Origin of the sequence: Aliiglaciecola litoralis, from assembly GCF_039523355.1 — a bacterium.
GTDB classification, from domain to species: domain Bacteria; phylum Pseudomonadota; class Gammaproteobacteria; order Enterobacterales; family Alteromonadaceae; genus Aliiglaciecola; species Aliiglaciecola litoralis.
Genome location: NZ_BAAAFD010000003.1, coordinates 24,200 through 47,919, shown reverse-complemented (window position 1 = coordinate 47,919; position 23,720 = coordinate 24,200). Strand labels below are relative to the sequence as shown.

At 45.0% G+C, this 23,720-nt stretch carries 20 protein-coding genes; 9 read left to right on the top strand and 11 right to left on the bottom strand.

Annotated features, from left to right (window positions below):
* Nucleotides 1–9: 9 nt before the first annotated feature.
* Nucleotides 10–2,733, bottom strand: a complete 2,724-nt coding sequence (locus tag ABD036_RS07190; protein WP_343858112.1) for an HzsA-related protein — start codon at nt 2,731–2,733, stop codon at nt 10–12.
* Nucleotides 2,734–3,598: 865 nt separating this feature from the next.
* On the opposite strand from ABD036_RS07190, the gene ABD036_RS07185 reads away from it, so the two are divergent.
* Genes ABD036_RS07185 through ABD036_RS07175 form a run of 3 tightly spaced genes read left to right on the top strand, consistent with a single transcriptional unit; the run spans nt 3,599 to nt 8,945 of the window.
* Entirely contained in the window at nt 3,599–4,852 is a 1,254-nt protein-coding gene (locus ABD036_RS07185; RefSeq protein ID WP_425542557.1) for a hypothetical protein, read from the top strand.
* Nucleotides 4,853–4,854: 2 nt separating this feature from the next.
* Nucleotides 4,855–7,323 carry a LamG domain-containing protein gene (locus ABD036_RS07180; RefSeq protein ID WP_343858110.1) on the top strand — a complete coding sequence of 823 codons (2,469 nt, stop codon included), beginning with the start codon at nt 4,855–4,857 and terminating at the stop codon, nt 7,321–7,323.
* 23 nt (nt 7,324–7,346) lie between these two features.
* On the top strand, nt 7,347–8,945 hold the full coding sequence (locus ABD036_RS07175; protein WP_343858108.1) for a hypothetical protein: 1,599 nt from the start codon (nt 7,347–7,349) through the stop codon (nt 8,943–8,945).
* A gap of 36 nt (nt 8,946–8,981) precedes the next feature.
* On the opposite strand, the gene ABD036_RS07170 is transcribed toward ABD036_RS07175, so the two are convergent.
* The 4 genes from ABD036_RS07170 to phoB form a co-directional block, all read right to left on the bottom strand.
* A complete protein-coding gene (locus ABD036_RS07170; RefSeq protein WP_343858106.1) occupies nt 8,982–9,476 on the bottom strand; it encodes an arsenate reductase ArsC in 495 nt (164 codons plus the stop codon).
* A 21-nt stretch (nt 9,477–9,497) separates the two neighbouring features.
* Nucleotides 9,498–10,355 (bottom strand): prolyl hydroxylase family protein, encoded by an 858-nt coding sequence (locus ABD036_RS07165; RefSeq protein WP_343858104.1) that lies wholly within the window; start codon nt 10,353–10,355, stop codon nt 9,498–9,500.
* 259 nt (nt 10,356–10,614) lie between these two features.
* Entirely contained in the window at nt 10,615–11,946 is a 1,332-nt protein-coding gene (gene phoR / locus ABD036_RS07160) for a phosphate regulon sensor histidine kinase PhoR (protein WP_343858101.1), read from the bottom strand.
* Between the two features lie 36 nt (nt 11,947–11,982).
* Nucleotides 11,983–12,672: a phosphate regulon transcriptional regulator PhoB gene (gene phoB / locus ABD036_RS07155; RefSeq protein ID WP_343858098.1), complete on the bottom strand. Its 690-nt coding sequence runs from the start codon at nt 12,670–12,672 to the stop codon at nt 11,983–11,985.
* A 255-nt stretch (nt 12,673–12,927) separates the two neighbouring features.
* On the opposite strand from phoB, the gene ABD036_RS07150 reads away from it, so the two are divergent.
* Both ABD036_RS07150 and rdgC read left to right on the top strand, forming a co-directional pair.
* Complete coding sequence (locus tag ABD036_RS07150) at nt 12,928–14,670, top strand: sensor histidine kinase (RefSeq protein WP_343858096.1); 1,743 nt, start codon at nt 12,928–12,930, stop codon at nt 14,668–14,670.
* Between the two features lie 118 nt (nt 14,671–14,788).
* On the top strand, nt 14,789–15,688 hold the full coding sequence (rdgC, locus tag ABD036_RS07145) for a recombination-associated protein RdgC (protein WP_343858094.1): 900 nt from the start codon (nt 14,789–14,791) through the stop codon (nt 15,686–15,688).
* 103 nt (nt 15,689–15,791) lie between these two features.
* Here rdgC and ABD036_RS07140 read toward each other — a convergent pair whose 3' ends face one another.
* A complete protein-coding gene (locus tag ABD036_RS07140; protein ID WP_343858092.1) occupies nt 15,792–16,625 on the bottom strand; it encodes an HDOD domain-containing protein in 834 nt (277 codons plus the stop codon).
* A 261-nt stretch (nt 16,626–16,886) separates the two neighbouring features.
* Between ABD036_RS07140 and ABD036_RS07135 the strand changes: the two genes are divergently transcribed.
* Nucleotides 16,887–18,575 (top strand): dipeptidyl-peptidase 3 family protein, encoded by a 1,689-nt coding sequence (locus ABD036_RS07135; RefSeq protein WP_343858091.1) that lies wholly within the window; start codon nt 16,887–16,889, stop codon nt 18,573–18,575.
* A gap of 79 nt (nt 18,576–18,654) precedes the next feature.
* On the opposite strand, the gene ABD036_RS07130 is transcribed toward ABD036_RS07135, so the two are convergent.
* The 4 genes from ABD036_RS07130 to folB all read right to left on the bottom strand — a co-directional run bounded on the left by ABD036_RS07130 (nt 18,655) and on the right by folB (nt 20,815).
* Complete coding sequence (locus ABD036_RS07130; protein WP_343858089.1) at nt 18,655–19,026, bottom strand: histidine triad nucleotide-binding protein; 372 nt, start codon at nt 19,024–19,026, stop codon at nt 18,655–18,657.
* Between the two features lie 131 nt (nt 19,027–19,157).
* Nucleotides 19,158–19,958, bottom strand: coding sequence for an undecaprenyl-diphosphate phosphatase (locus ABD036_RS07125; protein ID WP_343858086.1), 801 nt, complete (start codon nt 19,956–19,958; stop codon nt 19,158–19,160).
* Complete coding sequence (gene folK / locus ABD036_RS07120) at nt 19,955–20,458, bottom strand: 2-amino-4-hydroxy-6-hydroxymethyldihydropteridine diphosphokinase (protein WP_343858084.1); 504 nt, start codon at nt 20,456–20,458, stop codon at nt 19,955–19,957. The genes ABD036_RS07125 and folK overlap by 4 nt, the downstream gene beginning before the upstream one ends.
* A 3-nt stretch (nt 20,459–20,461) precedes the next feature.
* Nucleotides 20,462–20,815: a dihydroneopterin aldolase gene (gene folB / locus ABD036_RS07115; RefSeq protein WP_343858082.1), complete on the bottom strand. Its 354-nt coding sequence runs from the start codon at nt 20,813–20,815 to the stop codon at nt 20,462–20,464.
* A 139-nt stretch (nt 20,816–20,954) separates the two neighbouring features.
* Here folB and plsY point away from each other — a divergent pair, with 139 nt between their 5' ends.
* Nucleotides 20,955–21,605, top strand: coding sequence for a glycerol-3-phosphate 1-O-acyltransferase PlsY (gene plsY, locus ABD036_RS07110; RefSeq protein ID WP_343858079.1), 651 nt, complete (start codon nt 20,955–20,957; stop codon nt 21,603–21,605).
* A gap of 12 nt (nt 21,606–21,617) precedes the next feature.
* Here the strand turns inward: plsY and tsaD are convergent, their stop codons facing one another.
* Nucleotides 21,618–22,631: a tRNA (adenosine(37)-N6)-threonylcarbamoyltransferase complex transferase subunit TsaD gene (gene tsaD, locus ABD036_RS07105; RefSeq protein WP_343858077.1), complete on the bottom strand. Its 1,014-nt coding sequence runs from the start codon at nt 22,629–22,631 to the stop codon at nt 21,618–21,620.
* A gap of 240 nt (nt 22,632–22,871) precedes the next feature.
* Here tsaD and rpsU point away from each other — a divergent pair, with 240 nt between their 5' ends.
* Both rpsU and ABD036_RS07095 read left to right on the top strand, forming a co-directional pair.
* On the top strand, nt 22,872–23,087 hold the full coding sequence (rpsU, locus tag ABD036_RS07100) for a 30S ribosomal protein S21 (protein ID WP_008845199.1): 216 nt from the start codon (nt 22,872–22,874) through the stop codon (nt 23,085–23,087).
* A 69-nt stretch (nt 23,088–23,156) separates the two neighbouring features.
* A complete protein-coding gene (locus tag ABD036_RS07095; protein ID WP_343858065.1) occupies nt 23,157–23,600 on the top strand; it encodes a GatB/YqeY domain-containing protein in 444 nt (147 codons plus the stop codon).
* Nucleotides 23,601–23,720: the final 120 nt, after the last annotated feature.

Below are 23,720 nucleotides of genomic sequence, written 5' to 3'. Positions count from 1 at the left end.
ATCCATCAACTAATTTGCCGGAGCCGCAAAGGGATTATTATAGTATTGACCGCCAATATCCAGCCATTCCGCAATCAGTTTTAATTCTGCTTTGGATAACCATGCTTGATGACTACCGCCGTTGTCGAATTGATTGAAAAATCTTGCGCTGGCCCGTGCACTATTAGTGCTCATGCTATTGGCCACATTTACGGTTGCAAATATTGGAATAGGATTGCCTTCGCCATCGAGGATCAATTCGCCGTCTTCATCACGTTCAAACACCGGATCGCCATTGCCATCGAACACCTGAACCAGACGGTCGACTAAGGCTCCTTGATCAAGCTCTTGCTCTGCATCATTGAACATCAGCTCTCGATAGCTAGTGAGATGATCAGGGTCATCGGTTGAAGGCGTGCCAGACAGATCTAACTGCGCAGCTGGCACTCTAGGCATATCGGCTTGATCAACCGGTGAATGGCAACTCACACAGGTGTGATCGGCAAGCACGGTGATCTCATCTTCTGCCAACACCACTCTGGGAATTTCAAAAATAGGATGAATATTGTCTGGGTAGTTTATTTGGATACGGCACAAAGCCGTCCAGTTAGTTGCACATGCTGTTGTCACTGGTAGTGGCGTTGCTAAATCGCCGTAAGCGTACTCGAACGACTCTGCTGGTGCAGCATTAGCAGGATCGGTCCAAATATCTTCAAAAACAAGGTTGGGATTTGGATAGTCTGCACCGTTAATTCTGGCGGTAGTTTGTGCCATGGTTTCGCCTAAATCAGCGAACAACGCCGGATTGGTATTTGGAAATGGCGAGCCTGTACCCGTGGCGCCTTGGTTAATAGAATCCGCTTCGGCATCAATTCTGCCGTGCGGTAACTCGCTGTCCTGACTATGGCAACCGTTACAGGTTTTGACTTCACCCGGGGCAAACTGTAACCAATTTTGATGTCTGGCACCGACCCGCTTACCGTCAATATCGACTAAGGACAGAGCCAACGGCAAATTGGCCGGTACTTCAAACAGTGCAGAGCCGTCAGGCTGAACTGGCACATAACCAATAATTTCACGCATTAACTGCGCTCGACTGCGACCAAAGGCTGAATTATCAAAATCCCGTACCTCTTCATCGGGGATAGACACCGATTTAACCACTCGGATAAATTGTACAGGGCGCTGCAGTACCGGGACTTGGGTTGGATCAGCTAGTACCGAAATCCCGACTTCAGAGACATCAATCCCAGCAAAATCATACACACTTCGAATATGTACCTTGGCCAGATTGGCATCCGCAAGCGTTATGTCAAACTCGTCGGCCCGTTGAGCATCCTGCGGGAAAGGGCGCGACTCCATGGCAATCGCTTCAGTAAACATAATCCCCTCGGTAGGCACGCCAAGTGGTAACTGAGTTTGTGCTAAAGAATCATAGAACCACAGGCCGAAAAGCAGAGGTGCTTCTTCTATATCCGGCGTTGCTATCAGCTCATCAGTACAGGGTAAAATAGTTCGCTGCTGACCTTCGACAACCTCTTGGTCGGGGTCAAAAACGCGGCATTGACTCCAGCTAAAAATAACCCGACCGCTGCCATCCCAAAGGGGATAAACACTGGCAAAGCGACCACCAACAGATAAGCTGCCATCAAGGGTAATATTGTCAAACAGAACGGGCACCTGAGCAGGACCAGCAAGCCCTTGTTGAGAGTTAATGGGCTGTTGGTTATCGATAAAATTGGTTATATCGATGCTCACATAGTCACCACCGATAGAATCGCCGCGAAATGGCCTAATCGCACTGAGTACATTGCCATCTTCTAACTCGCGTGTCTTCACGAACTGCAAGGGTTGGTTTGTCCGTTCACTTTGGTGGCTGTGACGGCCATAGACAATTTCGAGTCCTGAGCCATCCGTGTTCATTTGATATAAATTGATACTGTCATTATTGCCAGCTTGATCCCAGCGACTAAACAGAATTTTGCCATTGCTGAGCACGGTTGGGTCCAAATCATGACTTTGATTGTAGGAAATTTGCGCGATATCGGTGCCATCTGAGTCCATCACATGGATCACAGAAGCAAACTCATCCAAACCTTCATCTAGACCTTGATATTGGGGTTTACCTTCATCGAGCAAAATCGCCTGATTGCCTGACTGGCGCGTTGAACTAAAGGCAATTCGGCCATCAGGTAAGTATACTGGACCGGTATCTTGACCTTCTTCAGCCACTATATCTGAGCTAATGACCCGTCTTAGATCATCGGTAATACGATCATATTCCCAAATGTTCCAGGTAGGCTGCTCGTCATCATCCGCATTTTCAATTTCGGGTGCACGCATCGCAAATAACAAACGCTCACCATCATAAGACACTTCCATGTCCTTCACATCATAACCAGCTAAAGGATTTTCGGCGCTCGTCTGGGCAATTTCTTCGGCGCTGAAAAACGCTCGATCGGTGATATTAGTTTCCAATGCACTGGCAGAGGCACGAGGCTTGATATAGATAGCTGCGCCGGGAAGAAAGGCAAACGGCTGGCGTAGGTCATCGGTGATCAACGCGCCATTTTCGTCAACCGGTAAAGGCCGTTTTACATAAGCAATGGGCACGTCGACGACCACAGGGTCAGGCTCTTGGCTGTTAGATAAAAGCTGTCGTTCACTACCACAGGCCACCAGCAATGTACTTGCTAGTACCATAAGTGTGGTGTTACGCATGACACCGTGAAGGCTTATGCTTTTGAACTTCATCTCATACCGCCAAATTTAAACTATTGCACTTAAAAGTGAAACGCACCACACCGTTTTGCGTGGCTATTATCAAACGAAAAACGCCAACTTTAAACTGTCTGCGCATGCCGACTTTCAGCTTGTTTTGGTGCTAGAAGGCATTTAAATCGCTGCGCAGAATGCCAAACTGATGAATAAAGTGTTTCACCTAACGACTGCACAAACAATCGACGGTTTGATGCATAGTAATACTTTTTAATACCTTATCGACTTAGCCACCTTTCACGCGCAGGCTTGGCTCAAGTCGAAACAGAAAAATTCAAAAAAATCGAATTACATAAAAACCGACCTTTAAGTGTAGCAAATGAATGACGGCCCTTCCGCATATCTTAGAGAAGCTTATCTTATTGAATTTCATGTATTTTTAAAGGTTCTCTGGCGTTGAGTTAAGAAACCATCCTATCGATTTGTTCCTAGATTACGACAATCTACTGAGCAAATTGACCAACAAAAAATCAGTGCCTCTCGGCAGAAGCAGCATAGATGGGGGCTGGTCTGGTTTATGCAAAGCACTGGAATCACCGAATTCACTGCGGTAGTCCGACTCGCTAACAATGGGCATATAAGCCCAACGTTTTGACTACATCCTGTTGTTTTAATGACGATTTGTTTCGAGTTCCAACGGCCATCCTACAGTGAATTAGGCATTAGTAGTGTGATTTCTTGTTCGATGAAGTAAGACCAGCCGCAATAAGATTTCGGATCTAACGCGTCGATGATGAAGCGCTCGAAAGGTATGTTTTAAAACACCCTTTATCTATCAATCATATTTACCCTGGTGGGCAAAGTGAACTATTTTTAGTGGAAAGCAATCGGGAGTTCCAATTTGAAAAATGCAGTATCAAAAGCGACTCACCCTAAATTCAACCAACTTAGAGTGAGTAGCGCAGCAGTTGGGCTCTTGGTGTTCGCTACCCTGTGTTTCCACAACACGGCGCAAGCTGGCTCTAGAGAGCAGGCACAGCGCATTCACGACCGCCTGACAGGCACCCCCGCAAGCGCATCTACATTAGACAATATGCAAACGCTGATAGACCAAGGTGACATCTTAGAAGCAGCCTATCTGGCAATGGACAATCCCGCTTTTTACAATGTCACCTTAAAAAACTGGGTGACCCCCTGGACCAATGAAGAATCGGATGTATTTGCCCCGCTAAATGATTACACCGCAACCGTCATTGGCATTGCCCGTGACGATGTTGACTTTAGACAAATACTCAGTGGCAATATCATCTATACAGGGGATGCTTCGCTCAACTTACCCGCTTATGCCATTGACAATAACAACCATTATCAAGCGCTTGAAGATGCAGAAATTAATTTAGCCTCGGCATTGGTTGCGTCCACCCAAACGGCGATCACCGGGCTGCCTGCAGAAGCCACTGCCGGTGTGATGACAACCCGCGCAGCGGCAAAATCCTTTTTTAAGGACGGAACTAATCGTGCCATGTTCCGATTTACTCTAATCAATCATCTATGCACGGATTTAGAAGGCGTGAAGGACACCAGTCGAGCTCCGGATCGAATTCGCCAAGACGTTAGCCGCAGCCCTGGTGGCGACAGTCGCATATTTCTCAACTCCTGTATTGGCTGCCATTCCGGCATGGATCCACTTGCTCAAGCTTTTGCTTACTACGAATACAGCTACGATAGCCAAAACGACCCCGATGGCCAAAGCGGCACTTTGTTATACAACACACAAGGCCAAGTTGATGCTCAGACAGGCTCACGGGTCACGGCTAAACATCAAATTAATGCCAACAATTTTCCCTATGGCTTCGTTATTCAAGATGACCGTTGGGACAACTATTGGCGCGCAGGATTAAATAAGAACCTAGGCTGGGATCAAACTCTTAGTGGCAGCGGCAACGGCGCTAAATCGATGGGACAAGAGCTCGCTAACAGCCAGAAATTCGCCCAATGTCAGGTTAAAAAAGTATTTGAAAATGTGTGTTTGCGCACCCCGCAAGATAGCAACGATAGAACGCAAGTTACCACCATGGTGAGTAATTTCCAAAGCAGCGGATTTCAAATAAAACGCGTCTTCGCAGATGCAGCCAACTATTGCAAAGGGAGCTAATCATGACTTATTCCTTGAACTCCCCAATCAGTCGATTAGCAAGCTTAGCTACCTTTGTTTTGATCCTCAGTGCCTGTGGCGGCAGCAGTGCAAAAGTGGAACAAACGCCATTGCCACCGCCGGTAGAGCAGCCGCGTGAAAACTATTCTGGACCACCGGCCAATACCGAAGATGTGCAACGCTACAAGTTGAGTTTGTGGGATAACATCAGCAGTGCTCAGCGCTGCGGTGCTTGCCATATTGAAGGCGGTCAATCCCCTGAGTTTGTGCGCGCTGATGATATCAATCTCGCCTATGCGGCAACGAACCCATTAGTAAATTTAACTGAGCCAGAAAGCTCAACTTTAGTGACTAAAGTCGCTGGCGGCCATAATTGTTGGCTAACCAGTGCAGATGCCTGCGCCGATATCATGACCACCTGGATTGCCAATTGGGCGAATACCGAAGTGGCCGCCAATGAAATCCAGCTTGAGCCACCGGTGCAAAAAGCCCCCGGAGCGAACAAGAACTTTCCAACTGACAGTGGCTTATTTGGCAACACGGTTTATCCCGTGTTACAAACCTATTGTGCTAGCTGTCATACCAACTCAGCTGCGATACCTATCTCGCCTTATTTCGCCTCCAGCGATGTCGATGAAGCCTATGAAGCAGCTAAAGCGCGGATCAATTTGGATAATCCAGCAAATTCTCGATTTGTCGGCCGTGTTAGAGATGAATTTCATAATTGCTGGAGTAACTGTGCCAGTGACAGTGATCAGTTGATTGCCGCTATTGAGTCTATGTCTGATGGGATTGAAGTGACTGAGCTTTCACCTCAGCTGGTGAATAGTCAAGCATTGACCTTGTTTGATGGCACTTTGGCAACGGGCGGTGGTCGATTTGAAAGCGATATTATCGCCAAGTGGGAGTTTAAAACCGGCACCGGCACAACCGCATTTGATACCAGCGGTGTAGAGCCGGCCATGGATCTGACCTTAAGTGGCGATGTCGATTGGATTGGCGGCTGGGGCATTCAGTTAGTTAACGGTAAAGCCCAAAGCAGCACCGCCAGCAGCAAAAAGATCCACGATTTGTTAACCGCAACTGGTGAGCTTTCAATTGAAGCTTGGGTGGTCCCCGCCAACGTGACTCAAGAAGGACCGGCCAGAATTATCAGCTACTCAGGAGGCTCACAGGCGCGCAATGTGATGCTGGGCCAAACCTTATATAACTACGATTATCAATTACGTACCAGCAACACAGATGCCAATGGACAACCGGCATTGTCGACGCCAGATGGCGATGAAATTCTGCAAGCGAGCTTGCAACATGTGGTGATCACCTATGATCCTGTCAATGGCAGACAACTTTATGTGAACGGTGAAAATACAGGATTAACCGACAATGTTGAAGTGGGTAACTTCAACGAGTGGAACGACACCTACGCCTTTGTGTTGGGAAATGAAGTGTCTGGTGATATTCCGTGGGCCGGCTCTATTCGCCTAGTCGCGGTGCACAATAGAGCACTTAACGCGGCGCAGATAGCACAAAATTTCGAGGTGGGTATTGGCCAAAAATTCTTTTTACTTTTCAATGTGAGCGAACACACCGGTATATCGCAAAGTTATGTGGTGATGGAAGTCAGTCAATATGACAGCTATAGCTACTTATTTGCAGAACCTTTTTTCGTCACTTTAGACGCTGAAGCAAGCATCGATACTGTTCCGTTAAAAGGCGTAAGAATTGGCATCAACGGCCGTGAAGCCAATACCGGACAAGTATTCCAAAACCTCGATATAAGCCTCAACCAAAACGATTATATTGTCGGACAAGGACAGCCATTGTCGCGCTTAGGCACAACAGTGGCGATTGAAAAAGGCGCGGAAGCAGATGAATTTTTCCTTACTTTTGAACAATTAGGTAGTGCCACCAATGTCATCGTTGAAGCCGATCCCCCAGCTCCTGCTCCGGCAGCAGATTTAGCGCCGCAATCGGTGATAGGAGTCAGAAACTTCGCTGAAATTAATGCCAGTATGTCAGCGGTGACGGACGTACCTACAAGTAATTCTCAAGTTAAGGAGGCGTTTGAAAACCTCAAGCAGCAACTTCCTACGGTCACCAATCCGGGCAGTTTTTTAGCGTCAAATCAGATGGCCGTAACGCAGATGGCCATCAAGTATTGTGATCAACTGGTGGAAGACACTAGTTTAAGAGCAAGCTATTTCACCGGGTTTGATTTCGCGCAATCCGCAAGTAGCGCATTTGATGCTCAAGACAGGAACCTGATCCTTGAACCATTACTGGATCGGGTAATGGGCCAAAACATTGCCAGTCAGCCAGACAGAAATGCTGTCGCTGGTGAGCTAAATAACTTGATTGACACCCTGACCGATTGTTCAAGCGGTAAAGTGTGCGATGCAAACTATACACGTACCATCGTCAAAGCAACCTGTGCCGCTACCATTGGTAGTGCGGCTGTGTTGGTCCAATAAGCAAAGAGCATAAAGGCAATATCATGAAAAAGACCAAGTTTGACAATCTATCAGCTGATGCGCCCTTGCTGCATGAGGATCATGCGAAGCCCGTTTCTCGTCGCGAATTTATTGCCCAAGGTTTCACAGCCGGTTTAGGTACTGTCATGGCTGGTTCGGTATTCTCCATGTTCGCCAATCCGCAAAAAGCCAATGCAGCGCTATCTAATGATTTAGAAGCACTCAAAGCCAGTTGCGGAATCGCTACCCAAGGTGCCGGTAAAATCCCTTTTATATGTTTCGACTTAGCCGGTGGCGCGAATATTTCTGGATCAAACGTACTCGTTGGTGGTCGCGGTGGACAATTGGATTTTCTCAGCACCGCAGGCTACAGCAAGTTAGGGTTACCTGGCGATATGATCCCATCCATCATGAATCCGACCACTGGCCTGAGTGACTTTATTAATAATGAATTAGGCTTGGCGTTTCACTCAGACAGCGCTTATTTACGCGGAATTTTAGAGAAAGTAAATCCGGCCAATCGCGCCAATATTAATGGCGCTGTGATCCCCGCTCGCTCTGAAAATGACACCGGTAACAACCCCCACAATCCCATGTACGGGATCAATAAAGTGGGCGCTGACGGCTCGTTATTGACCTTAATTGGCTCACGTAATTCCGATTCGGGTGGCAACAGTATGTCACCGGCGATGATGATCGACAGCGCCAAACGCCCGACTAAAGTTGATCGTCCCTCGGATGTCACCGGATTGGTGGATACCGGCGACTTGGTTGGTCTGCTTAGTCAGCAAGATTCAGTGGCAGTGATGGAGTCTATCCAACGTATTAGCGACATGAAGCTTGGCCGAGTAAACACCCAAATTACCACCGATGAAGTGATCAAAGACTTGGTACGCTGCGGCTATGTGAAAAGTGCCGATATCACTGACCGGTTTGGTGATCCCTCGTCGCTTGATCCAGAACTAGATCCTGACATCGTTGGGGAAAACGGTATTTTCAGTCGCGACGAATTTGATAGTGACGGCGAATTTCGCAAGGCAGCGGCCGTGATGAAATTAGTCATCAATGGCTTCGCAGGCGCAGGGACCATTACTATGGGTGGCTTTGATTATCACACTGGTAATCGCATGGTCGGCGAAGTCCGCGACTTGCGCGCCGGACGTTGCATGGGCGCTTGCATCGAATACGCAGCAAGAGTGGGTGTCCCGTTAATGATGTATGTGTGCAGTGACGGTTCGGTAGCCAGTAACGGCGCCATCGATGACTCGGTGGATGGGCGAGGCAAAGGGGTGTGGACTGGCGATAACTCCTCCACAGCAGCATCTTTCTTTTTGGTCTATAACCCAAACGGCACACCGCAGTTGATTGGTGCCACCCCAGAACAGCAAGCACAGCATCAGCAAATTGGTTATATGCGCCGTGATGCGTCGGTTGAAACGGCGGCCACACCAGCAGCCAATAACGTTAACCTACTGGTTGAAACGGTCATTTTGAACTACATGGCACTGCACGGTGAGCAAGGTAATTTTGCCAATGTGTTCCCACAAAATGGCTTGGGCAATGCCAATTTAATGGACAGCCTCACCGCATTTGAACCTATTGTGAATGGAGTGATTAGCTGACAAAACGGAACGATTAAAAGCCGAAATCCAGTAGGGTTAGCATATTTTCGACGGTTTAGCGGTTAATATAGCGCCCACTGAAAGGAGCTTTTTTGTCAATTCAGCGTGGCTAAGATCCGCATATTCGACCAATAACGCAACCCGTTTCTTAATCACATCGATGGTGTTATTAAACGCCCATCTTTTTTGTTCTTCGGTGCCGTCTAATATCGAGGGGTCTGCCAATTCCCAATACAGTTGCGTTGCCCGACCAAACCAAAGTGGGCAACTTTGCTGCGCCGCGGAGTCGCATACCGTGATGACAAAATCAGGATTAAAATCTTTGAACTCTTCCCATGATTGGCTTTTCAGATCTGCGGTGGAATACCCGGCTTCGACTAAATACTGCAAAGACAGTGGATGTATTACTCCGGCAGGATCACTGCCTGCACTTTTCGCCATGATCTTGTGCTGGCTATCTTCATTGGTGATGGCTTCAGACAAAATACTTCGGCAGCGATTATGGGTGCATATGTATAAGATTTTGAGCATCAAAGGTCCTTATCGGCTGTTTTAGCTCAACGGTTTATCCGCAAGCATAGAAGCGCTGGCAGGTTGATAGGCATCTTCCCTAAACCATTTGGTGATCACCACTTTTTCACCTGCAGTTATAGGGTGCGCTTGATGCAGAGTATTAGGATTAACTTCTCCATCTGCATACAAATTATTCCATACTAATGCGGTGCCTGTTTTAGGTTTGAACTTTAATCCTAAATTAACAAACTCGGTTTCGCCTCCTTCACATTCTTCATTGAGGTAAATCATGAAAGTCCAGCTGCGTTGACCACCTTGATTTTGATAGGTTTTGAAATCGTTTGAGCCCGGCACAAAGTAATCATAATGGGCTTTAAACTGCTGACCTATCGCATAATGCTGCGCTTGGATCACTTCTCGCTCGCCAACACCTAATCCCAGTGCATTAACAATCTTTTGATCAATGTCAAATGCCAACGGATCTTTGGTAAAGGGTAAATCACAGGTGGACGAGGTGCGAAACCCCTTGTAACTATCTCCTTCCCGTTCGGGTAAGGTTGATGGTCGCAAATGCTTTTTGGTCAGCGCGATAAGTGCAGCACACTCTTGCTCATCTAGGAAGTTATCAATCACAATCAGTTGAACGCGATCATCCTCTATCACTTTTGCATCATACTGGTCTAGTTGCTGCAATAATTTAGGCTTGGCCAAACGCGCATAGAATGCTCCATCTTTATTACAGGTAACTCCTTCGGGCAAATTCGAGCCTAAGACCTTCTTCGCCGATTCAAAGGTAAAGCCATTTTGCAGCAGTATTTTGAGGATTTCGACACTGTCGCAACCTTGCAGTAAATTTTCTAAAACCCAGGACTTCCAACTTTCAGGCAAACCTGCCATGCGTACCTCTATTATTCTGAGAGCATTGTTTTTAACTGACATCCAAAAACGTCTGCAGGAATACTAAAATGGCCTTCTCGCCAAACCCGTTCCTGAGCTATTTTTGCTAAAACAAAGCGTAAAAATTCTTGTGCTAACAATGGTAACGGATCATTGGGATGCTTGTTAACTACCAAATACAAAAAACCTGCAAACAAAGATTCAGCGATGGCATTGAGCAACCATGCTATTGAGGGGCGCTTATTATCCAGGGTTTAGGCTACTTAACTTTTTTTTCCATTTTTAATAGACTTTTATGGATCGTCAACTCACTGGAGAATGAAAATGAGAACGCACTTCCTTGGCCAACGTCACTGCTAATTTCCAATTTCGAATTATGATGAGAAAGTACATGTTTCACGATCGACAACCCTAGTCCGGAGCCCCCGGTTTTTCTAGAGCGGGCTTTGTCCACCCGATAGAAACGCTCGGTGATCCTCTTCAAATGTTTCTCATCAATGCCATCACCATTGTCAGTCACACTAAAGTGAGCTTGATCATCTTGCAGCTGCCATTCAACGATTATTTCGCCTTTGGCAGGAGTATAATGAATAGCATTAAAAATAAGGTTAGAAAAAGCACTTCGCAATTCAGTATCAATACCATAGACGGTTAATTCTGAATCGATGTTGAACCTAATGTGATGTTGTTTGGTTTTATTCAGGGTGTTGGCTTCGGCCTCAATTGCCAGCATCATTTGCGGCACATCGACTTGCTTATCAAATACCCGTTCAGAGCTGGCTTCGATTCTAGACAAGATAAGTAGCTCTTCAACTAAATTTTGCATTCGCTCTGATTGAGTCCGCATCTCTGAAAAGACCTTGTTCAGGAAGGCCGGTGGTACATTTTCAGCATCAGGCAGTGTTTCTAAGTAACCACTCAACACGGTCAAAGGCGTTCTCAATTCGTGCGATACATTAGCCACGAAGTCTTTGCGCATTTGTTCGAGCTGGGTTAGGCGTGTCACATCTCTAGCAATCAACAATAAATGATTCTCGCCATAGGGCATGATTCGATATTCAAAAATTTTCCGAATATTTGAAGGCGAAGGCACTTCAACTGGAAAATCGTAATTACCATCTTGAAGATATTCAATGAACTTAGGGTGTCGAATAAGGTTATCTATACGGCGACCGTTGTCTTGCGGCCATTTAAGTCCTAATTCGATTCTGGCCAAACGATTACACCAAACAATACAACCATCTGGGTCAACCACCACAGTAGCGTCAGGCAGTGCCTCTGAGCCTTCTTTAAAACGCTTTACTAATCGGGTCAGCTCTTTACGCTTGCGCCGGTTTCGGCGCTGAATGTAGTATACTGCCTCATAAATATGCTCCCACACTCCAGAGACCTTGGGAGGCGTCATCGTTTTGTTGTGCCAAACCCAACGATTGAATCGATAAAGATGCCAACTATACAATCCAAGCAACCATGTAGAGCCCAAAGCAAGGGCCACAGCAAGTGCGTCGAAGTAAAGCCCGAGCAACACCACAATTAAATAGAACCCGCATAATCGCAGCAAACTTTTCAGCCAAGAAAGTGGCGTGTACATACGGCCTGTTCACCTTGCGTTGTAAATGACATTAGTTCACACCTTAGCTGAAAAACGGTATCCAGCACCGCGCACAGTTTGAATAAAATCATCATGACCAAAAATTGAAATCGCCTTGCGTAAGCGCCTAATGTGCACGTCAACCGTGCGGTCTTCAACATAGACATTAGTGCCCCAAACGTTATCCAACAATTGCTCTCGACTGTAAACTCGCTCAATATGGGTCATAAAAAAGTGTAATAGTTTAAACTCAGTGGGTCCCATATCAATAGGCTGGTCGTTAGCGGTAACGCGATGAGAAACAGGATCCAAGACCAAGCCATTGATATTGATAGGCATTTCATCTGAAGTCGGGGCAGCACGTCGCATCACGGCTTTAATCCGCGCAACTAACTCCTTGGCTGAAAATGGTTTAGTAATGTAATCGTCGGCGCCAGAATCTAATCCCCGCACTTTATCTTCCTCTTCACCCCGCGCGGTCAGCATAATGATAGGAATGTGACGAGTATATTCGTGCTGTTTAAGTTTCTTAGCTAATTGCACCCCACTACCACCAGGCAACATCCAATCAAGTAGGATCAGATCCGGGTAAGGCTCTTTGACCTTATCGATCGCAACTTGATAATCCTCGGCTTGTTCTGTTTCAAATCCTGACTGTTGCAACACAAATTCAAGCATGTCTCTGATTGGCGCTTCATCTTCGACCAGCAAAATTCTTTGGGGCATTGCTTTGTTCCTGCTCATTATTCTATCTCGCCATTATCAGACTGGGTTGTGACAGTTTTATTAAAGTTATCATAAAACTGTCAAAATAGAGTCATACAACTAACCTAAGGGTAGAATTATTAATATTAAAACATGCTTGCAATTGAAGGCTGCGCTTTTGCAGCAATTTCACTGCGCTTCTTGTTTATTGTCTTGATAACGCATATCCTTATTTTTATAGGATGATCATAAATTTACGGCCCACAAGGTACATGAATGGCAAAAGTCAAAACTGGACTGTCAAAGAAGTTATTAGTACGGGTATTATCCGTTTACTTTATTTTGACACTCATAGTGACTGTCGGTCAGATCCTGACTGAGTATCTCAACGCTAAGAATCACATTCAGAGCGAATTGCAAACGCTAAAAAACACCTTTAGCGTGAGTCTTACTCGTGCCATTTGGGAACTCAATAATCCACAAGCCGAAAGCATCGCCGAAGGCTTGATGGAACTCCCTATTATTGAAGGTGTGCAAATACGTGACGAAAATGGTTTACACATCGCAGACAAAGGCGAGACCTCGGTTCAACCTCCTGAGATGTATACTACTGGGGTAATGCAAGATCACCCTGGCGGGGCATTTGGTTATTCATTTCCTTTGATATTTGAATTCTCCGGCCGTACCTCTCATGTGGGTGATGTCACACTGTATTCAAGTGCCAGCATCATTTTTAGCCGGATTGAGGTGGGCGTGTTTTTCCTAATCGGCAACGCAATTATTAAGACCGCCTTTTTGGTATTCCTATTTCTAAATGCATTTAGACAAATGCTAACTGATCCACTGGAAGAATTAACCCAACAAATAAGCGAGTTCGATGTAGACCGACCAGAATCATCAAAGCTGCATTTACATATTGAAGATGATAATGAATTAAAGCTGTTACAAGTCTCTTACAATGAATTAATAGACGACCTTATCGATTACAAACAAAAGCTTCGCATCGCTCGCAACGAACTGACCGATGCCAATCGAAGACTAGACGATCAGAATATTTTGCTTGAACAAGAGGTGGCCAAGAAAACGGCTTCATTAAGTAAAATTATGCTCGACTTGGAACAACAAAAAGATGAGCTCATTGTTAATCAAAGAGAATTACGTCAAGAAAACGAAAATCGCCAATATATTGAAGATGAATTGCGCAAACGTAACCGCGAGCTTGCTGAATCCATGGAAACGGTCAAAATGGCCAAAGATCAATTGGTTGAATCTGAGCGCATGGCGTCTTTAGGCGGCTTGGTTGCTGGTATTGCCCATGATGTAAATACGCCATTAGGTGTAGGTGTCACTGCGGCAAGTTTTCTTCAGGAAAGACTGCGCAATTTACACACTGCTTACGAAGATAAATCGTTGACTGGCAAAACCATGAATACGTTTTTGGATGAAGCCAATCAAACCACCGAATTGTTATTGAGTAATTTACATCGCGCATCCGAGCTTATTTCCAGCTTTAAGCAAGTTGCGGTAGACCAAACTAGTGAAGCAATTCGTGAAGTTGACTTAAAACTCTATCTACAAGAAGTGATCCAATCTTTAGCGCCTAGCTTCAAGAAGAGTACCCATAACATCAGTATAAACTGCCCTGACAATTTAGTCGTCAAATGCGCGCCCGGTGCACTAGCGCAAATTTTCACAAACATGATCATGAACTCATTGATCCATGGATTCGATAACAAAGAAAACGGCCAGATCTCAATTGATATTGCCCTTAATAATAACGAAGTCGTGGTGAATTATTCAGATGATGGTAAAGGATTATCTAAAGAGAATTTAGAACGTCATTTCGATGCATTTTATACCACTAAACGCGGTAAAGGTGGCAGTGGCTTAGGCACACACATCATGTATAACTTAGTGACTCAGACGCTCAAAGGCAGCATTTTAGCCCAAAGTGAAGAAGGTGAAGGATTAAGTTATGAGATCCGCTTCCCACTAAGTGAACCAAAAGTATTTTTATAGACTAACAACACTCCCTCGCTGGGGTAAACAATATGTCTGATTGTTTGCCCAATTTCGAAGCATAATATGTTACGCTTCGCGCCCTTTCTTTTCCTTCAAATCAACAAAAGTAAAACATATGTGGTTTAAAAATTTAAAACTATTCACCATTACCCAGACTCTTGACTGGAATGATATTGATCTCGATGAGCAATTGGCACAATTTGCCTTCCGTCCCTGTAATAGCCAAGAGCTCTCAACCATGGGATTTGCATCGCCTTTAGGTCAAGGTGATAGCATGATCCATAGTGCTCAAGGCAGAGTTTGGGTTACCTTGAAAAAACAAGAGCGCATATTACCCGCCGTTGTGGTGAATGCAGAATTAGCTGACAAAGTAGCCCAAATTGAAGCTGAAACAGGTTCACCTTTAGGTAAGAAAGCGCAACAAGATTTGAAGCAAGAAATCGTTCAACGTTTGTTGCCACAAGCTTTCACCAAGAACAGTTATACCCATGGTTTCATTTCATTTGCCGACAACTTGGTAGCAGTAGATGCCTCCGCCGATGGTAAAGCAGAAGCTTTCTTAGCGATGATCCGCAAAGCCATGACATCCCTTCCGGTCGTGCCTATGTCACGTAAAAGCATTCAAGGCGAACTGACCAGTTGGTTGAAAGACTCCGCCACGCCTGCTGACATCGTGTTATTAGAAGAAGCAGAATTCAGAGGACAAGGCGAGCAAGACAGTATTGTCAGAGTTAAAAATCAAGATTTAGTTGATGATGAAATACTACAGCATCTAGAAGCAGGTAAGTTTGTACACAAGTTAGCTGTCGAGTGGGATGAAAGTCTGACCGCCATGATCGAAGAGGACTTGTCGATTAAACGCTTGAAGTTTACCGATGTGGTGAAAGAGCAGAACGACGATATTGCTAAAGAAGATAAGCTGGCGCGATTGGACGCAGATTTTGCGTTGATGTCAGGAGAAGTGGTGCGATTTGCCAAATGGCTTACTGCCACATTCGCCTTGGACCAAGAATAAACAATTAGGCGTTAATGCACAGCTGCAGAAAACGAAAAGGCCGCATCATGATAATGCGGCCTTTTTATATTTTTTATGCGACGCTGAAATCGCTTTGTATCACTTAGGCAAAGACGGCTTTAGCATTTTCGCGCATTTCGATAAACTCTGGCTCTTCCAATATCGACAAGTCTGAAAGAATCTTCTTATCTAAACAAATTTGTAGCACTTTATCTTTTTGACTATCAAATACCCCAGTCATCGCAGCGCCTAGGCGCACGAAATCAATAAAGGAGACTTCTTGCGGTTGATAGTCCATGTCACGCCACTTTTCGGCAACCACAACAAATTGCTCATCAAAATCCCATTGACGCATAATTTTGCCACCGATACGGCCAGACATTTTAATGATCGCTGTATTGAGGAATGAAGGATTAGCAAACACTTCTTGGTGGCGTTCAGCTTCCGTCAAAATAGGTAAAACACCTATATTATGCACCAACGCCGCTAATGTAAGGCTATCAGCGTCTAGGTGACGTTGCTTACTTTTAGAGTACATTTGTAAAACAGCAACGGCGTAAGACAAACTTTCAACGGTTTGATCCCACATTTTACGAATATAGCTTTTAACCAAATCATTTTTCGATACAAACAGTTGTTCCATCGCCAATGCGGTTGCGATGTTTTTAATTTGTATAAGTCCAATGCGAGTAACGGCTTGAGAAACTGATTGCACCTTGATAACACGTCCTAAGTAAGCGCTGTTGGAAATTTTAATGATACGTGCGCTGAGTGATGGATCTTGCGCAATAATGTCACCCATTTCATTAAGATTCATATCTGGATTATCTGCAGCTCGTCTTACTTTGAGCGCGATTGCCGGTAGAGTCGGTAACACCAAGGTATCATTTTTTATTTTTTCAACTAGGATAGTCAGTAACGCGTTCTCAGTGGACATATTTCTTCCTATAATTAAGGTAACGGCACATGCCTGTAACCACTACCTGTATCAAATCACTTATTGCAGATTCGCTATCTTCATTTTATTGTATTGCCAGATTTGAAGATTTGAATTTAAGCTTGGGTTAATTTTGCGAAGAACCAACCACCCTATTAATTGGCAAACACAGCTTTAAGGGCTTATAAACTACGCAAACCCTTTTAAATTTGCAATTCAATTATTTATGCATTTGATAAAAAATACAAATTAGGATCCGCAATGCTACATAAAAAAATTACCTCCCTTATCATGGGTGCAATGTTAGTCGCAGGGTGCGACTCCCCTACCACGACTAATGACACTATATCAGCAAGCAAAAAACCAGCAAAACAAGAGACCCAACTTAGTTTGCTACCTGAAGCTGAAAAACGTTTAGATATTTATATTCCGGTAAGACTTGAAGCTGACTTGTCGAGCTATTCAGACAACCAACGAAAAATGCTGAAATTACTCATTGAGGCGTCTGAAATTATGGATGATCTATTTTGGGCACAAGCATTTGGCGAACATAAAGATGCTTTTTTAGCGCGTCTTGAAGATCCTAAAGTAAGAAAATTTGCCGAAATTAATTACGGCCCTTGGGACAGACTTGATGGTGATAAGCCATTCCTAACCAATACCGAAGAGAAACTTGCAGGAGCGGAGTTCTACCCTCCTGATATGACCAAAGAAGAATACCTTAATAGCGACATAAAAGACCGCAACACACTATACTCGATGGTTTCTCGTGATATTGAAGGTAACTTGCTTGATATACCTTATTCAGAATATTTCGCAGACGAGTTGTATGAAGCATCGCACTTACTAAAACAAGCGGCGGAATTAGCCGACAATTCTGAGTTTTCAAATTATCTAAGAATGCGCGCAGAGGCGCTGACCACAGACGACTATCAAGCATCTGATATGGCCTGGATGGATATGAAAAACAATCCAATTGAATTAGTCATTGGTCCCATTGAAACCTACGAAGACCAATTATTTGGCTATCGCGCCGCATTTGAGTCTTACGTGCTGCTAAAAGATATGAGCTGGAGTGAACGACTCGCTAAGTACGCTGCCTATCTACCTGAGCTACAAAAAGGTTTGCCGGTTGACGAAAAATACAAAGCTGAAGTTCCCGGTAGTGATGCCGACTTAAATGCCTATGATGTGATCTATTATGCTGGACATTCTAACGCGGGCAGTAAAACCATCGCGATAAATTTGCCAAACGATGAAGAAGTTCAACTCGCCAAAGGCACTCGCCGTTTGCAACTTAAAAATGCCATGCAGGCCAAGTTTGACCATATTTTGATGCCCATCTCCAAGCAGTTGATTGTTCCGGAGCAGCGTCAGCACATTACCTTCAACGCGTTTTTTGCCAATACCATGTTTCACGAGGTGGCGCATGGCCTTGGGATAAAGAATACCCTAGATGGTTCCAATACAGTGCGAGGCGCGCTTAAAGAACATGCTTCGGCTTTGGAAGAAGGAAAAGCAGATATTCTAGGCTTGTATATGATTGAACAGTTACTCAATAAAGACGTCATTTCAGAAGGACAGTTAGAAGACTACTATGTGACCTTTATGGCGGGGATCTTTCGCTCAGTTCGTTTTGGTGCGTCCAGTGCGCATGGTAAGGCCAACATGATCCGCTTCAATTTCTTCAAAGAGCAAGGTGCTTTTAGTCGCGATGAAAACGGTTACTACTCTGTCAATATGGAAAAAATGTCAACCGCAATTGCAGCGCTATCTAAACTCATTTTGACCCTGCAAGGCGATGGTGATTATGACGGTGTGGCCAAATTAGTGGCGGATAAAGGCATCATCAAGGATTCCTTAGCAGCTGATTTACAACGCCTAGCCGATGCCAATATTCCGGTAGATATTACCTTCGAACAAGGTCTAGAGGTACTAAACCTAAACTAATTAACTTGTGCTGTGGACAAAAATAAAAAGGGGCGGATGAATTCATTTGAATCACCCGCCCCTTTTTTATGGTGGTTTGTTAAGGCAACGTCTGCTTAATATTATTTTGATAAGGTGGCCAGCCCATAGGCTTACCTGCTAGCACATGTAAATGAATGTGGTACACAGTTTGCCCGCCATCAGGATTACAATTCATCACCGCACGATAGCCATTTTCTGAAAATCCTTGCTGTTTAGCGATGTGAGCGGCGGCTAAATACATTTTGCCGATCAGCGGTGCGTCTTCAGCTTGTATATCGTTGATCGTGGCGATGGGCTTTTTGGGAATAACCAAAAAATGCGTAGGTGCCTGTGGATTGATATCGTTAAACGCCAACACATCATCATCTTCGTAGATAATTTCGGCAGGTATTTCACGGGCAATAATTTTAGTAAATATGGTTTCTGACACCGCTTAACTCCATTAATGAAAATAACACCGTTAGAGTATAGCCTCACTTAGCCAGCGTCAAAACCTGCTTCACACAAGCTGTTGCTGACGAGTTAGGCTTAGCGAGTCTCAACGAGATATCTAGCTGGCCCTTACCAGAACACAAACCCCAGTAACACCGCACCTAATACCAAGCGATATATTACAAAGGGCAGCATGCCGATCTTAGATATCCATGATAAGAACAAATAGATGCACGCATAAGCACTGACGAACGATAAACCGATACCGTAGAACAAGGCCTCCCAATCGACTTGGGTTTCCAGTTGCAATAGATCTAACGTTTTGATCAAACCAGCCCCCAAAATCACTGGAATTGACAGTAAAAACGAAAAACGTGCAGCGCTCTCTCGATCCATTCCCAACATGAGACCTGCAGTCATCGTAATACCTGATCTGGATGTGCCGGGTATCAGAGCTAACGCTTGGGCTAAGCCAATAACTAAGCTGGATTTCCAGGTGAGTTGATAGATATTTTTGCGTAATTTGCCAGTCGCATCGGCATACCACAGCAATAAACCGAACACTATGGTTGTGCAGGCGATGATCAGTGCAGAACGGGTATACTGTTCTATAAAGTCTTTGGCCAGAAAACCGATCACAACGGCCGGGATAGTGGCAATGATCACCCACCAAGCTAACTTACTGTCATCGGTTTGCTGTGATGTGAAACCTGACTGGAGCCAAGCCACCATCATGCGCGCAATGTCCTGTCTAAAGTAAATCATCACGGCGAGCAAGCTGCCTACATGGACTGCCACATCGAACGCTAAACCTTGATTATCCCAACCGAGAAGCTCAGAGGGCAAAATCAAATGGGCTGAACTGGAAATAGGCAAAAACTCGGTAATACCCTGAATAATGGCTAACACAATAATTTCAAACAATGTCATAGGGATTCAGGTCTCCAGTTAAAATCGATTTTCCATAAGTTTTGCTTCGTTTTATCAAACGCTTGCCAGATTTTAGCAATACGTTGCTTACTTATCGGGTGCATTACATCCGGCGCTATTTCACTCAATGGCAACAACACAAACGCATTATGCAATATTTCCGCACGAGGCAACTCAACCCCCTCGTTGGTGACCATATCGTCATATAGCAATAAATCCAAATCAAGCGTTCGGGGCGCAAATTTCTTTTGATGCGGACGTCGACCATTTTTTAGCTCAATCGCTTTAAGCTGATGACACACCTGCTCCACTGATAACTCAGTGTCAAATCCGACGACTAAATTGTAAAATGGAGTGCCACTAAACCCGATGGCCTCACTCTCATATACATTTGACAGTGTAAGTTGGCCAAACAGCTTGTGTAATGCTAAAAGTCCTGCACGCGTATGCTTGTCACGTTCAACATTACTACCCACACCAATGTACACTTTATGCAGCATAAGTTAACGCGCTTCCCGGCACAGGCTAACAGTTACCGCTTTGGCGTTGGGTAAAATGTTCGGTTTGGTTATCGACAGGGTCACTTGCTTAACGCCATTGTAGGTTAACAAGTGAGCAATAAGGTGGTCTGCCAGCGCTTCTAACAGGATGAATTCACTATTTAGACACCGCTGCTCAATCGCCAGCGCTAATGCCGCATAATCAATGGTATCGCTAACATCATCGGATTTAGCTGCGACATGCAAATCAACCACTAATTCCAGATCTATTTCAAGTGCTTGCTTGGCTTTTCTTTCCCAATCGTATAAACCGATCAGTGACTTGACCTGTAAGCCTTGTATAATAATTTTGTCCATGACAGATCCGCGCAGTTGTTTAATATAAATGCAGTAAAGTGAGCGTTATTCGTCGTAGATACACAACGCCACCGCGGGCAATTTGCCCTAAGCCGTATTGGCTGGCGAGAGAGTTTAACTGTTTAGGAAGCCCAAGTACATGTCAGCTCTAATGATATTGATGTTCGCTTCTGCTTATATCGCAGGATCGATATCCAGCGCGATTGTGGTGAGTGCATTATTCACGCTTCCCAATCCACGTGTACATGGTTCGGGCAATCCTGGTGCAACTAACGTATTGCGATTAGGAGGCAGGTTTCCGGCGGTGTTAGTGCTGATTTTCGATATCCTTAAAGGTACTATCCCAGTGTGGTTCAGTTATTATCTGGGCTTCCCACCCGTGGTGCTTGGTGTAGTGGCCATAATGGCCTGCTTAGGCCACATATTTCCACTATTTTTTGGTTTTAAAGGCGGTAAAGCGGTCGCGACTGCGTTTGGGACAATGTTGCCTATTGGTGTTGAATTGGCCGGCGCACTGATCGCTTGCTGGGCGCTGTTAGTGTTCGTCACTGGATACTCGTCGTTGGCGGCGATTGCGTCCGTATCTCTGGCGCCATTGCTCACTTATTTCATTAAACCTGAGTACACCTTGCCTGTGTCTATGTTGGCAGTGCTAATTATCTTGCGCCACAAAGGCAATATAGTGCGATTGGTGCAAGGAGACGAAAGTAAGATTTGGGATAAAGGTAGGGCGCGCAGATTAACGTCGAATCGAAAAAAAGCTGAACCAGAAAATCTGGATCAGCCTTAGTTAATCTGAACTCTAAACTGCTGGCAAGCTATCTAACGGCCACCTTGGTTGCGCTTTACTGACTAAAGGCTCCACCTGTCCCGCTTTCAAGCGTTGCATTCCAGCGTAGGCGATCATCGCGCCATTATCGGTACAGAACTCCAGTCTAGGATAATACACCTTACCTTGACGTTTGATCATCATAGCCTCCAGTTCAGCTCGCAATTGAGTGTTAGCACTTACTCCGCCTGCGATTACTAAACGTTTGAGCCCTGTGTGTTTTAATGCACGTCGACATTTGATCGCCAAGGTATCAACAACGGCCTCTTGAAACGCATAGGCAATATCGGCTTTGGTTTGTGGATCATCAGGTTGACTGCGAATGGTATTGGCGGCTGCGGTTTTAAGACCACTAAAGCTGAAATTCAACCCAGGTTTATCGGTCATTGGACGAGGAAAGGTAAAACGTCCAGGCGTCCCCTGCTCTGCTAATTTGGCTAATAATGGCCCACCAGGATAATCCAAGCCTAGCATTTTAGCGGTTTTATCGAACGCTTCACCCGCGGCATCATCAACCGATTCACCCAATACTTCATATTGGCCAATACCATCTACTCTCACCATCATCGAATGGCCACCCGACACTAAAAGCGCAACAAACGGAAACTCTGGCTTTGGATCATCAAGCATAGGCGCTAACAAATGCCCTTCCATATGATGGACACCCACCGCAGGAATTCCCCACGCATAAGCAAGACTTCGCCCCACCGATGCTCCCACTAGCAACGCACCTATCAAGCCAGGCCCCTTGGTATAAGCTATACCGTCAATGTCTTGAGCGCTTGTGTTTGCATCAACTAATGCTTTTTTAATCAACGGCACAATCTTCCTGACATGATCCCGAGAAGCCAGCTCAGGTACAACACCACCATAGTCAGCATGCAATTTCACCTGACTATATAGTTCATGTGACAACAAGCCTTTTTGGTCGTCTAAAATGGCAATACCAGTTTCATCACAGGATGTTTCAATACCTAAAATACGCATTTTCTTTCTTCTGTTAGGGAGCTAATAAGCGCGAAGTTTACCCATCAAAGCCAAGCTATGCTACTATTGCATTGCGCTTTCAAACTGAATCCGTAGTTTATGGCGGGACATTAATTAGCAATTATCCGAAATCTTCCCTTTACATTGCTTTTAGATATGATTAAAATTCCGCACCATTTTTGACCGTACCGGCTATTATTTGGGCTGGAAAACAAGTTTTTATTTGAGGTGAGATTTTACATGCCAATCGTTAAAGTAAGAGAGAACGAACCATTTGATGTAGCGCTTCGTCGTTTCAAGCGTTCATGTGAAAAGGCGGGTGTTCTTTCAGAAGTGCGTCGTCGCGAATTTTTTGAAAAACCTACTTGGGAACGCAAGCGCAAGAAAGCTGCAGCTAAAAAGCGTCATCTTAAGAAGTTGGCTCGCGAAAACGCTCGTCGCATCAAGTTATACTAGAATCTCGCTGTCAACGCTTAATCACTGGTTAAGCGTTGCTTCTAACTCTACTTCCATAAGAGTCTGTTAATGTCATTGCATGAACAACTAACATCGTCGATGAAAGATGCCATGCGCGCAAAAGATAAGTTGCGCTTGGGTACTATTCGTATGGCGTTGGCTGCGATAAAACAGCGGGAAGTAGACGAACGAGTAGAGTTAACTGATGCTGACATCATTGCTTTGTTAACCAAAATGGTTAAACAGCGAAATGATGCGGCTAGTCAATTTGAAGATGCGGGTCGTATGGACTTGGTAGAAAGTGAGAAAGCTGAAATAGAAATTCTCAAAGACTTCCTGCCACAAGCACTCAGCGACGAAGAATTAGACGCCTTGATTCAACAGGCGTTAGACCAGACCCAAGCTGCCGGAATGCAGGATATGGGGAAAGTCATGGGATGGCTAAAACCCAAAGTGCAAGGGCGCGCCGATATGGGCAAACTTAGCGGTCAAATCAAAGCCAAACTCGCCTAATCTTTTATCTGATCCGTATCCTTAACAAGCCGCATTTTTAATTCAATGCGGCTTGTTTGTTTCTGGTGCTTACTGCTAAAGTAACGCCTTCTTTTCGATCCCTAACACTGAGTGTATTCG